The organism is Parasphingorhabdus sp. (assembly GCF_039939955.1).
In the GTDB taxonomy this organism is placed as follows: Bacteria; Pseudomonadota; Alphaproteobacteria; order Sphingomonadales; family Sphingomonadaceae; genus Parasphingorhabdus.
Map to the genome: position 1 here is coordinate 229,477 of NZ_JBDVHS010000005.1, position 12,641 is coordinate 242,117.

Sequence of the window (12,641 nt, forward strand, 5' to 3'; positions counted from 1 at the left end):
TTTTGTTTAAATATTGTGATAATATTCTAAAAATGAGCGATAATGATAAAAATATTGATGATAATGACCGAAATATCCTGAAAGCTTTGCAGCGTGATACCAGCCTGTCGTTGGAAAATCTCGCGGCGCAGCTTAGTCTTTCTACCAATGCCTGTTGGCGGCGGATCAAGCGGATGGAGGCGGACGGGATCATCGCCCGCCGGGTGGCCATTGTCGATCCTGAAGCGGTCGGCTTGAACATGACCGTATTCGTCGCCGTGCGGACCAGTGACCATAGCGACAAATGGTTGGAGAAATTCGCGACGGCCGCCTCTTCGATCGAGGAGGTGGTCGAATTCTACCGGATGGCCGGAGAGATCGACTATATGCTCAAACTGCTGGTCCGCGATGTTGCCGACTATGACCGGGTGTATAAGAAGCTGATCAAGGCGGTGCCCCTGTCCGACGTGTCGGCGAGCTTCGCGATGGAGCGGATTAAATATGAGACGGCAGTGCCGGTTTGAGGGTGTTTTACAACGTCGTCTAAACGTCTTCCGATTTTCATTCCCTTGTTTGGCGTGGTCATATTTTTGGGGGTGGCCGGCATCATAGCCCATGCGTAATACAGGGCGGACAGGGAGGCGGATATTTCAAGCATCACAATCATCGGTCCGTCCATTTCTCCTTTTGTGACAAAAGTGAAAGCGGCCACGGCTTACAAGCGACTGCCGTTCACGCATCGGGAATATGTCGGTGTTGCCGAACTCAGAAAACTGAACCCGCAAACCGGCAAAATTCCCATCGCCCTGTTTGGAGACGAGGTCCTGTTTGATTCCAGCCTGATCTTGCGCCGGCTGGACGCAGAGCAGCCATCACCGCCTTTGATCGCAGAGGATCCTGCGACCGCAGCCCGGCAATATCTGTTGGAAGATTGGAGCGATGAATCGCTTTACTGGTATGTTCAGGCGCTGCGCTGGAGCGACAAGAACGAGCCGCTTACGCTTGCGGAAAACCGCAAATTCGTGCCCGCCCCGTTTCGCCTGTTCGCGAAACCCATTTTGCGGCGTCTGGTCGGCAAACAGCCTCAGGCGCAAGGGCTGGGGCGACTGCCAGATGAAATGCTGATTGCCGAGCTCGCGCTGCGGCTGGACAATCTTGTAACATTGCTCGCGCAAGACCCGTTTTTCTATGCAGATAAGCCCAGCGTCGCGGACTTTGCGATATACGGCGTCAGCACCACAGGATTTTCCGGCGCGACTCCCGAATTTGCGGAGGCCTTTACAAGCCGACCCGCCTTGGTGGAATGGCGCTCAAGAATGGACGCGGCGATCAGCTGCTGAGCCCCGGTCGCGACTGTCCGCTTCGGGACCTAGCGGCCAGCCAAAGCCAACTCCATCAACCAGCCACGACCTCCTGCCGGATCGCGCCAAAGATCGAATGTCCGTCCGCATCCAGCATCCGGATTTGACGATGCAGCTATAGCCGAGGTCGCCTTCGCGCCCCTGATTGGATACGGTGCCGGAACCGAAATTAAGCTGCTGGTCCGCGATGTCGCCGACTATGACCGGGTGTACAAGAAGCTGATCAAGGCGGTGCCTCTGTCTGACGTCTCGGCGAGCTTTGCGATGGAGCGGATTAGATATGAGACGGCGGTGACGGTTTGAGGTGGTTTGGCATGCCCGGCGAGTGGCGGCCAAAGGCTAGTGTCTGTTTTAGCTGCAAAAAACGGATAATGTGAAAACGGAGAATCAATAAATAGTCAGTTGTACAAGAGAAGCAAAACTCTATTGGACAATTATGCAAATTATTGAATCTACGGTATTTGGGGTTCGCAGTGCCATCTTTCGCTTTGACAGCATCGATCGGCTATCGAGCTTCACTCTATTTCCAATGATACATGTCGCTGATAAATCATTTTATGATGACGTCCTAAAACTACTTGCGGATTGCGATGTGGTTTTGACGGAAGGTGTTCGAACAAAGACAGGGACGCTCCTTACTGCGTCCTACCGATACTTCACAAAAAACCAAAAACTCGGGTTGGTGCTGCAATCGACCATGTCTTTGGATGATCTAGATGCAGATATTCGGCATGCTGACGTTGCTTCTGATGATTTCTCAAAAAAGTGGGCCGAATTACCGTTCTTCCAGCGTTTCCTTATCCCGGTGCTTGCTCCCATATATGGCCTTTATCTAAGGTTCTTTGGGACAAGAGAAACGATCGGAAAAGGAATGAATCTCGATCTTCATGATCATAATGATGCAATTTTGGACGATAATGAGGCCCTCGAAAAAATCGGAGAAATTATCTTGGACTGGAGAGATGAGCACCTCATTGGAGTTATCAACGACTACATGGAGCAGGCGGAAGGGGTTAAAAGGTCTGTTGGAATAGTTTTTGGGGCACGTCATATGAGGGCTGTTATTCATCACCTGCGTGAACAAAATTACAAGGTGACCGCCTCCGATTGGGTGAACGTGATTAGATACTAGCTCAACGGGTCGAAAACAATATTCGCTAGTGTCAGCTTTCGGGATAGACGAACACCAATATTACCAGCAAATAACCGCCCCCATCAAACCGCCACAACATCCTGCCGGATCGCGCCGAAGATCGAATGGCCATCCGCATCCAGCATCTGGATTTTGACCGTATCGCCAGCCGACATAAACGGTGTCTTGGCTTCGCCGTCGTTGATCGTTTCGATCATCCGGATTTCGGCGATGCAGCTGTAACCGAGGCCGCCTTCACTGACCGGCTTGCCGGGGTCGCCGTCAGGGCCTTGGTTGGACACGGTGCCGGAGCCGACGACTGTGCCGGCGGATAGCGGGCGGGTCTTGGCGGCGTGGGCAACCAGATCGGCGAGGCTGAACGTCGCATCTACGCCGGCATTGGCGCGGCCAAAGGGTTCGCGGTTATAGTCGACCTGCAGCGGCAGATGGATGACCGAACCTTTCCACGCATCGCCCAATTCATCGGGTGTCACGCAGACTGGCGAGAAGGCGGAGGGCGGCTTCGATTGGAAAAAGCCAAAGCCCTTGGCCAGCTCGCCGGGGATCAGACCGCGCAGGGATACATCATTGCACAGCATGACCAGTTTGATGTGATCGGCTGCCTGCGCAGCGTCGGCACCCATGGGCACATCATCGGTGATGACCGCGACTTCGCCTTCCATATCGCAGCCCCATTTGGGATCGCCGAGCGGGATATCGTCGCGCGGGCCGAGGAAGGCGTCGCTGCCGCCCTGATACATCAAGGGATCTGTATAGAAGCTCTCTGGCACTTCCGCGCCGCGCGCTTTGCGGACCAGTTCGACATGATTGATATAGGCGCTGCCGTCGGCCCATTGATAGGCGCGGGGAAGCGGGGATTCGGCCAGCCGCTCGTGAAAGCGTTCGCAGGGTACGGTTTCATGTTCGACATCGCGGTAGAGCGCTTCGAGCTTGGGCGCGCATTGGTCCCAGTCGTCCAGCGCCGCCTGTAGGGTCGGGGCAATATTGCTCGCTTCGCAGCAGCGGGTGAGGTCTTTGGAGACAACGACCAGACGGCCGTCGCGGGTGTCATTTTTCAGGGTAGCGAGTTTCATCTAAGATCCTTCTCCAAGCTGCCGTTGCTCCCCGATCATGTCGAGGCGCGACGATCTATCGTTCCACCGTCAGGACTAGGCCCGACAGGAACGGAAATAAAGGTGGTTATGACTTTCAACGCGGGACTAATGTTCGTCGCGGGCTTTCTCATGCAGCCAGGCGGCATGTTGCGGTGCTTTCTTGGTGCGACTCCATTCCTCCAGCATCGCCGGAGCAACGCGGCGTAGTTCGGTCATTTCTTCATCCGTACCAATGTCGCAGGCCAGTTCCAGACGATGGCCATTGGGATCAAAGAAATAGATAGACTTGAAAATGCCGTGATGGGTCGGGCCGATGACGTCCAGGCCTTCGGCTTCCGCATTGGCTTTTGCTGCCAGCAGTGCGTCGAGCGACCCGACTTTGAAGGCAATATGCTGCACCCATGCCGGTGTGTTCTGGTCGCGGTCCATTTCTGGCTGCTCGGGTAGTTCGAAAAAGGCCAGAACATTGCCGCCACCCGCATCGAGGAAAATATGCATATAGGGATCATATTCACCGGTCGAAGGCACTTCATTTTCGGCAAAGGCGAGCTGAAAATCCATGCCCATCACGCGCTGGTAAAAATCGACCGTCTCTTTCGCATCTTTGCAGCGATAGGCGACGTGATGGATTCCTTCGACCGTGGGTGCATTCATTCTGCAGGTTCCTCTACTTTCAGCACACCCCGCGTCACCTGATCACGTTCGATGCTTTCGAACAGGGCTTTGAAATTGCCCTCACCAAAACCATCATCGCCTTTTCTTTGGATAAATTCAAAGAAAACCGGACCGACTTGTGCTTCGGCGAAAATCTGCAGCAACAGGCGGGGTTCCCCACCGTCAGTGGTGCCGTCGAGCAAAATGCCGCGCGTTTGTAGCGCATTCACATCCTCGCCATGGCCGGGCAGGCGGCCGTCGAGCATCTCGTAATAGGCGTTCGGTGGCGCGGTCATAAACGGTACGCCGAGGGTTTTGAGTCGATCCCAGCAAGCCACAAGATCATCACAGATGAGCGCGATATGCTGGATGCCTTCACCGTTAAATTCGCGCAGGAACTCTTCGATCTGGCCCTTGCCGCCTTCACCTTCTTCGTTGAGCGGGATGCGGATCTTGCCATCGGGCGCGGTCAGCGCTTTTGACGTCAGGCCGGTATATTCACCCTTGATGTCGAAGAAACGGATTTCGCGGAAGTTAAAGAGCGTTTCATAATAGTCCGCCCAATATTTCATCCGGCCGCCGTAAACATTGTGGGTCAGGTGATCGATGATGTTGAAACCCGCGCCGACTGGATTGCGGTCCACGCCCGGCAGATATTCAAAATCAATGTCATAGATGGAGAGATTTTCGCCCCGCTCGCCGCCATTATAGCGGTCGACCAGATAGAGAATGGCCCCGCCGATGCCGCGGATTGCCGGGATATGCAGCTCCATCGGACCGGTTTCAACGTGAACAGGCTCGGCGCCTTTTTCGAGCAAATAGTCATAGGCTTTGCGCGCATCTTTGACACGGAATGCCATGCCGCAAGCAGAGGGACCATGTTCGCGGGCAAAATACCAAGCGGCCGATTTGGGCTCATAGTTGATGATCAGATTGATGCCGCCCTGCCGCCATAGATGCACGTCTTTTGAACGGTGCTGGGCAATTTCGGTAAAGCCCATGACCGCAAATACCGGTTCAAGGACGCCGCGCTCGGGCGCGCAAAATTCAACAAATTCAAAGCCGTCCAGGCCCACGGGATTTTCAAACAGATCAGCCACAACAATTTCCTTGAGATAAACATGCGCTAAGACGCAATATAGTTACAAATGATACTATAGGGAATTTGCACTAGATATGCAAGTGAAATGGCGCCCATCCTATCGATAAAAACAGGGTATCGGGGCATCATCGGGGAGGATGACAATGCAAAAACGCCATCAACTGGCACTCATGGCCTTTTTGGCCATTTTTATCTGCTATATGGACCGGGTCGCCATTTCGGTTGCGATCATTCCAATGGTGGAAACCTATGGTTGGAATTTGTCGACGCAAGGGTTGGTATTGTCCAGTTTCTTCATCGGCTACCTGCTGACCCAGATTGTCGGAGGAAAGCTGGCGGACCGTTATGGTGGCAAGATCGTGCTCGGCTATGGCGTATTGATCTGGTCGCTGTTCACGCTTGTTGCCCCTCCTGCCGCCGCGCTGGGTATCACGGTTCTGGTCATTGCCCGAATATTGATGGGCATGGGCGAAGCGGTTACTTTTCCAGCCATTTACGCGCTCTATGCGCGCTGGATTCCGGTGAAGGAACGGTCGCGATCCGCCGGGTTTTCCAATAGCGGCATTCCACTTGGTACGGTTTTCGCGCTCTTGGCGACGCCGGTGATTGTCGCATCATGGGGCTGGGAATGGGTGTTCTATCTGTTCGGCGGCGTTGGCTTTATCTGGTGCGCTGTCTGGTATTTTCTTATCGCGCCAAGCCCGCACAAGCAGGCTGGGATTAGTCAGGCAGAGCTCGATCTGATTGCCGCCGACACGATAGCCGATACGCCCGCGGTCGCCACGCCATGGCGCGCGCTGATGACCAATATGCCGGTCTGGGCGGTTATTGTCGCCCATTTCTGTAACAATTGGTGGTTCTATGTCTTGCTCGCATGGCTGCCGACCTTTGTCACCAAGGGGCTCGGTGTGGATTATGCTTCGGTCGGCTATTTTGCGATGATGCCGCATATCGCGCTGTTCCTCTGCATCAATCTGTCCGGGGTTGTAGCAGACCGGTTGATTGGAGGCGGCATGACGATAACCCGCGTGCGCAAGTTGATGATGTTAATCGGCTTTGGCGGCAGCATCATTGCGCTACTGATTGTTGGACAGGCACAGGATGCGGTCACGGCGATCACCATCATGACGATTGGCAGCGCGCTCGGCGCCTTTGCGGTCAGCGGTTTCTTCGTCAACCATATGGACATTGCGCCGGAACATGCCGGCACGTTGATGGGCATTACCAATACCGCCGGTACGATTCCCGGCATCATCGGTGTGCTGGTCAGCGGCTGGATATTGGACGTCACCGGATCATGGGCACTGGTGTTTCAGGTCGCCGCAGGGGTCGCCGCCTTCGGTCTAATCTTCTATCTGGTTTTCGGTAGCGGCGAGCGTCAGTTTGAAGCAGCTGCCACCTAATGAAAATCGCGCGACTTCGGTAATATTCTGACGTTGCGGGGATGACCGCCATTGGACTTGGCGGGATAGGGCGGCGTTAATCGCGCTGCCTGTCTGTCTTCGTTGCGGTAGACCGGACGGTTGACTTCGTCGGCGTGGGCCATGGGCATGTCGGGGCGTTCCCGATCGGTGATCTCGCTTAGCATGAAGGTATAGTCCTCGATGCGGCTGGTCATCAAATGGGTAACGCCTTCGACGCTGCGCTGAACCTCTCCGGTGGCGAGCATCAGCCGGGCGGCCATCACCGGACGGCGCATTTTCTCGAACCTGCTGGCCCAGAGCAGCAGGTTGGACACGCCGCTTTCATCTTCCAGCGTGATGAACACCGCATTGCCCTTGCCAGGGCGCTGGCGGATCAGCACGACGCCAGCGACTTTTGCCTGCGATCCGTTTTTGGCCGTCGCAATTTCTGCGCAGCTGAGCACGCCCATTTCCCGGAACCGCTCGCGCAGAAACTCCATCGGATGGCCTTTCAGCGACAGGCGGACGCTTTGATAATCTGCGACCACATGTTCGCCTTTGGTCATCACGGGCAGACGTGCGTCCGCTTCCTGTCCCAGTTCCTTTGCCCGTGCCGCTTCGAACAACGGCAGGGTATTGACCGGAGTCCGGCGCACTTCCCATAAGGCCTGCCGCCGGTCCAGCCCCAGCGACCGGCAGGCATCGGCATCGGCAAGCAACCGCAATGCGCGAGACGGCAGATCGGCTTTGCGGGCCAGTTCTTCAATAGTGCGGAACGGGCGTGCGGCGACAATCTGTTCGGCCCAGGCTTCACGAAAACCGTCAATCTGGCGCAGGCCGATGCGGAGGACGTGGTCATGATTCACCCGGTTGTCCCAATTGCTGAAATTCACATCGGGCTCCTGCACTTTCACCCCATGTTCGCGGGCGTCGCGGACCAGTTGCGCGGGGGCGTAAAATCCCATGGGTTGTGAATTGAGCAAAGCCGCCGCGAAGACCGCTGGATAGTGGCATTTGATCCAGCTCGACACATAGACCAAGCGGGCAAAGCTGATCGCGTGGCTTTCCGGAAATCCATAGCTGCCAAAGCCCTGTATCTGTTTGTAGCATCGTTCGGCAAATTCCCGCTCATAGCCCTTGGCGGTCATGCCCTCGATCATCTTCGCTTCGAAATGGTGGATCGTGCCGACATTGCGAAAGGTCGCCATCGCCCGGCGCAGCTTGTTGGCATCGCCGGGAGAGAAATCGGCGGCGACAATCGCCAGCTTCATCGCCTGTTCCTGAAACAGAGGCACACCGAAAGTCTTGCCGAGCACAGATTTGAGTTCGTTGGGATCATGGGGTGGCTTGGGCGAGGGCAGGGTGATTTTCTCCACGCCCGAGCGGCGGCGGAGATAGGGGTGGACCATATCGCCTTCGATCGGGCCGGGCCGGACAATCGCGACTTGAATCACCAGGTCATAGAATATCCGTGGTTTCAGTCGGGGCAACATATTGATCTGGGCACGGCTTTCGACCTGGAACACGCCGACGCTGTCGCCCTTGCACAGCATGTCATAAGTTGCGGGATCTTCGTGAGCTATATTCTGCAGATCATAGTCCCCGGCCCCGATATCCCGCATCATATCAAAGGCCTTGCGGATGCAGGTCAGCATCCCAAGCGCCAATATATCGACCTTCATCAGGCCGAGCGCGTCAATATCATCCTTGTCCCACTCGATAAACGTGCGGTCGTCCATCGCCGCATTGTGGATCGGTACGGTCTCGTCGAGCCGGTCCTGTGTCAGCACAAAGCCGCCGACATGCTGCGACAGATGGCGGGGGAATTGCAGGATTTGCTGGACGATATCGCCAAGCCGCCGGATGTCCGGATTGTCCGGGTCGAGACCGGTTTCGGCAAAGCGCTTGTCGGGCTTTTTGCCGCCGTGGCTGCCCCAGACGGTGCTGGAGAGACGGCTGGTAATATCCTCCGACAGGCCAAGCGCCTTGCCGACCTCGCGGATTGCGCTGCGCGAGCGGTAATGGACCACGGTGGCGGCAATCCCGGCACGGTGGCGACCATAGCGCGCATAGATATATTGGATGACTTCTTCGCGCCGTTCATGCTCGAAATCGACATCGATATCCGGCGGCTCGCGGCGTTCTTCCGAGATGAAACGCGAAAAGAGCAGGTCATGTTCCATCGGATCGGCCGAGGTGATGCCGAGCAGATAGCAGACCGCGCTATTGGCCGCCGATCCGCGTCCCTGGCAGAGGATATCCTGGTCCTGCGCAAATTTGACAATGTCGTGAACGGTCAGAAAATAGGGGGCATATTCCATCTTCTGGATGAGCCGCAATTCCTCCTCCACCTTGGATCGCAAGCGTTCCGGAAGGGTCGTGCCATGGCGGGCATGGGCGGCGGACCAGGTGAGATGCTCCAGCCAGTCTTGCGGTGTCCAGCCTTTGGGAACCGGTTCCTCGGGATAATGATAGCTGAGTTCGTCGAGCGTGAAATCGACCAGATCGAGCAGCTTTTGGGTTTCCGCAACGGCCTCGGGATAGTCGCGGAAAAGGTGCGCCATTTCTACCGGGTGTTTGAGGAACCGTTCGGCATTGGCAGCGAGCAGGCGACCTGCCTTGCTGATCGTGGTCTTCTCGGCAATGCAGGTGAGGATGTCGTGCAGCGGGCGTTGCTCAGGCGTCGCATAAAGCGGGTCATTGGTGGCCATGAGGGGGAGGCCCGTCGCTTGGGAGAGGCTGTGCAGCTTTGCGAGATGGCGCTTGTCGGGACCGGAGCGTGGCATCACGGCGCCGAGCCAGATATGGGGCGTGCAGGATCTTAGATTGTTTGCCAATGCGGCGGTCGGTGGCGCCAAAATGATCAAAGCCCAATCGCCCGAGCACCATTCCAGCAAGTCGGCCTCATAAAGAAAGCAATCGCCTTTCTCGGCCCGCAAATTGCCGGTCGAGAGCAGCCGCGTCAGTCGACCCCAACCGCGCCGGTTCAGCGGATAGACGATGATCTCCGGCGTTCCATCGCTGAACAACAGCCGCGATCCGACGATCAGCTTGAGGTCGGGCAGGGTGAGCCCTTCCTCCGCCGCATCCTCATGCGCCCGGCGCAGCGCGGCATGGGCCCGCACCACTCCGGCGACGCTGTTGCGGTCGGCGATCCCGATGCCGGTCATGCCCAGTGCCATGGCCTGCATCACCATGTCGGCGGGGGAGGAGGCCCCGCGCAGAAAGCTGTAATGGGTGGAGGAGGCTAGTTCGGCGAAGTCATTCATTGGATGCGCGCCCACATCCGTGGTCGCTCTGCTCCAGCCCGTCTCCCCCTCCCGACCACCCAGTGCGACTGTACCCTATGGGTGGCCGGGAGGGGGAGACGGGCTGGCACCGAAGCAAAGGCGGATGCCTTTGCGCCGTGAGCGCGAGCGAACAGAGAGTCACGCAAATAACCCATGCACATACCAGTCCGGGCCTGCCGTCTCCGTACCATAAAGCCCGTGCCGGAACAGCCAGTAGCGCCGCCCGCGGATATCTTCGACGCGATAATAGTCACGGGTCAGACCACCCTTGCCGGGCTGTTGCCCATCCTTGCGCTGCCACCATTCCGACGCGATGCGCTCCGGTCCTTCATAGCGGATCACCTGATGGCTCTTGCGCCGCCAGGTGAAGCGATAGGGCGGGCCGTCGGGGACCTCGGCGATCACCTGTACGCGCTGTGGCGGGTCGAACATATGCAAGGGGCGTAGCGGCGGGTCGTCCGATGGTGGTATTTTCCAAGGAGCGGGCGGCGGGGCGTTGAGCGCGGGCAGGGCGAGCAGGCCCTGTTCCGGGATATGGCTGTCTGCGACGGCAAATTTCTGCACCCGGTCGCGGCCCATTCTTGTGCTAAGCTGACTGACCAGCGCGTTTTCGTCACCGCTGCGATCCTCGCCGCCTTCGAGCCGCAATTGTTGCGGGGCCAGTGGCTCCGATGCGACGATGCTCAGCCGGATCAGATCATAGCCGAAGCCCGGATTGAGCGCGTCGTTGAGCGACTCTATCCGCTCGCGCAGCAGCCGCTGGAACAAAGCGACATCGCGGGTCGGCGCGCCGGTTTCCAGACCGAGCCGCGCAACATCCCCATCGCAGCGGAACAGCATCATCCGCACCATCCGCGCGCCCTGACCGCGCTCGTTGAGCCGTTCGGCGGCCTCGGCAAACAGCTCCGACAGGCAGGCAAGCGCGGCATCGATATGGGTCAGCGGTTCGGCAAAGCGGCGCTCGGTCACGACATTGCCAATCCGGCGCAGCGGATCAATCGGCCGGTCTTCGCGCCCCAATATCCGGTCCAGCCGCAAGGTGAGCTCCATCCCGAAGCGGGCCGCCAGATTGGCGCGCGGTCGCTCGGCCAGATCGCCGATGTGATAAAGCCCCGCCCGCTCCAGCGCTTGATGGGTCTTGGCGTCCATGGACAGCGCCGACACCGGCAACTGCGCCTCCGCGCCTTCTTTCAGGCCATGCCGGGCCAGTGCTAGGGCTGCATCGGCTGTCCCGGCGAGCGCCCAGAGGCTGCGATAGCCCGCCGCGTCGAGCCGGTCCTCGGCATCCTGCGCCAGCGCGGTTTCGCTTTCATAGAAATGGGTTGCGCCGCCAATGTCCAGGACCAGTGCATAAGGTGGAGCCGCCGCGACCATCGGCGTATAGCGCTCGCAGGCTTCTGCCAGCCGCGATAGCAGCTCTGCATCAGCCAGCGGCTCATGGTCAAAGGCCAGCAGTTCCGGCACGCGGGCGCGTGCATCGGCCAGCTTCATGCCCGGCCCAAGGCCTAGGGTCACGGCTTGCCGGTCCGCCGCCATGATCACCATCGCGCCGCGAATTTTCTCGATCAGGGCAAAGGGATGATCAGGCGGCCCGTGCGCCTTGATGATCCGCTCGGCCGGCAGATAGGGCAGGAACAGCGCCAAGGCCCGGCGTTGTCTCTGTGGCTTCCTGCTCGCGGAAGGCTTGTTGGTCACGATTCCACTCCAGTCGGGCGCTCAGCCCGTAAAGGCCGCTACGATGGCGCAGCAGATTGATATTAAAGGCGGGATGGCCTGGCGCATTGGCTTCCAGGGGCGAGGATGGCGCCGCGCTCACGTCCCAACGACTAAAGGCAGAGGTTGGCAGCGGATTGTCTTTGTCGCCGCTGCTTCTCAACAACAAAGTCACCACGCCTGATTGCTGGGCCGACAAGGACAGGCGCCGGGTAGCGGTCAGATCCAGCCCCTTGGGTTTCTTGCCGGACAATTCGGCAATCACCGCCCCCATGGCGGCGCAGCGCACGCCATCGGACGCAGCGCGCAGCACTGCGATACTGTCGGGTGCATCGACATGGATGATATGCGACGGATCAATGCCCAATTCGGCGAGGCCAGGGGGATAGAGCCGCCCTTGCCGTCGGACTTCTCCGCTTTCGCTGATCCACAATATGGGTTTGCTGTCTGGCTCCAAGGCCCGGCATCGCTGTGCGAGCAGCAAGGCCATTGCCGCCGCGCTGGTCCGGTGGCTTTTGTAGGCGGCATGCAATTCGTGCAAAGCGGCCCGCGGCAAGCCATCGGCCCCCGCATTGCCACGCAGGGCAGCATCCATCCGCTCCACCCCAAAGGTGAAGTGCGACGGTCTATCATCCTGTTCTTCCGTTTTTACACCAGAGCTAGCCAAAATCTTCGCAAGCCGCGTTTTTAACGCAGCCGCTTTAGGGCCAGCCTGTTTAGGCACGGCAGCAGGGTTGACCGGTGAGCCCGTAAAAGGCCCGGCCGAATCCGAATCGATATTGTTCATGGTTTGTTCTAATTTAGAGAACGAATGGATTTGGTCAAGCCCGTTCACGATTTCCGGTATCCGGTGAAACGAGGTGCACCGCATAATGCTTGACCAATTTCCAGG

Annotated in this window: 10 protein-coding genes; 4 read left to right on the top strand and 6 right to left on the bottom strand. The window is 57.9% G+C overall.

What is annotated here, in order from left to right; translation table 11 throughout:
- Positions 1-32: 32 nt before the first annotated feature.
- The 3 genes from ABJG22_RS06370 (at position 33) to ABJG22_RS06380 (ending at position 2,472) form a co-directional block, all read left to right on the top strand.
- The gene (locus tag ABJG22_RS06370) at positions 33-503 is read left to right on the top strand and encodes an Lrp/AsnC family transcriptional regulator (RefSeq protein WP_348019416.1); all 471 of its coding nucleotides are present in this window, start codon (positions 33-35) and stop codon (positions 501-503) included.
- A 165-nt stretch (positions 504-668) separates the two neighbouring features.
- A complete protein-coding gene (locus ABJG22_RS06375) occupies positions 669-1,319 on the top strand; it encodes a glutathione S-transferase family protein (protein WP_348019417.1) in 651 nt (216 codons plus the stop codon).
- A gap of 457 nt (positions 1,320-1,776) precedes the next feature.
- Positions 1,777-2,472 carry a hypothetical protein gene (locus ABJG22_RS06380; protein ID WP_348019418.1) on the top strand — a complete coding sequence of 232 codons (696 nt, stop codon included), beginning with the start codon at positions 1,777-1,779 and terminating at the stop codon, positions 2,470-2,472.
- An 83-nt stretch (positions 2,473-2,555) separates the two neighbouring features.
- Here ABJG22_RS06380 and ABJG22_RS06385 read toward each other — a convergent pair whose 3' ends face one another.
- The 3 genes from ABJG22_RS06385 to hppD all read right to left on the bottom strand — a co-directional run bounded on the left by ABJG22_RS06385 (position 2,556) and on the right by hppD (position 5,341).
- Positions 2,556-3,566 (bottom strand): fumarylacetoacetate hydrolase family protein, encoded by a 1,011-nt coding sequence (locus tag ABJG22_RS06385; RefSeq protein WP_348019419.1) that lies wholly within the window; start codon positions 3,564-3,566, stop codon positions 2,556-2,558.
- A gap of 126 nt (positions 3,567-3,692) precedes the next feature.
- Positions 3,693-4,241, bottom strand: coding sequence for a VOC family protein (locus tag ABJG22_RS06390; RefSeq protein ID WP_348019420.1), 549 nt, complete (start codon positions 4,239-4,241; stop codon positions 3,693-3,695).
- On the bottom strand, positions 4,238-5,341 hold the full coding sequence (gene hppD, locus ABJG22_RS06395; RefSeq protein ID WP_348019421.1) for a 4-hydroxyphenylpyruvate dioxygenase: 1,104 nt from the start codon (positions 5,339-5,341) through the stop codon (positions 4,238-4,240). Before hppD ends, ABJG22_RS06390 begins: the two co-directional genes overlap by 4 nt.
- Before the next feature lie 145 nt (positions 5,342-5,486).
- On the opposite strand from hppD, the gene ABJG22_RS06400 reads away from it, so the two are divergent.
- A complete protein-coding gene (locus ABJG22_RS06400) occupies positions 5,487-6,746 on the top strand; it encodes an ACS family MFS transporter (RefSeq protein WP_348019422.1) in 1,260 nt (419 codons plus the stop codon).
- Here the strand turns inward: ABJG22_RS06400 and ABJG22_RS06405 are convergent.
- The 3 genes from ABJG22_RS06405 to ABJG22_RS06415 form a co-directional block, all read right to left on the bottom strand.
- Complete coding sequence (locus ABJG22_RS06405) at positions 6,743-10,015, bottom strand: error-prone DNA polymerase (RefSeq protein WP_348019423.1); 3,273 nt, start codon at positions 10,013-10,015, stop codon at positions 6,743-6,745. The two genes, ABJG22_RS06400 and ABJG22_RS06405, sit on opposite strands and share 4 nt — an antisense overlap.
- Before the next feature lie 159 nt (positions 10,016-10,174).
- On the bottom strand, positions 10,175-11,731 hold the full coding sequence (locus ABJG22_RS06410; protein WP_348019424.1) for a DNA polymerase Y family protein: 1,557 nt from the start codon (positions 11,729-11,731) through the stop codon (positions 10,175-10,177).
- Complete coding sequence (locus tag ABJG22_RS06415) at positions 11,619-12,536, bottom strand: hypothetical protein (RefSeq protein ID WP_348019425.1); 918 nt, start codon at positions 12,534-12,536, stop codon at positions 11,619-11,621. Before ABJG22_RS06415 ends, ABJG22_RS06410 begins: the two co-directional genes overlap by 113 nt.
- Positions 12,537-12,641 lie beyond the last annotated feature (105 nt).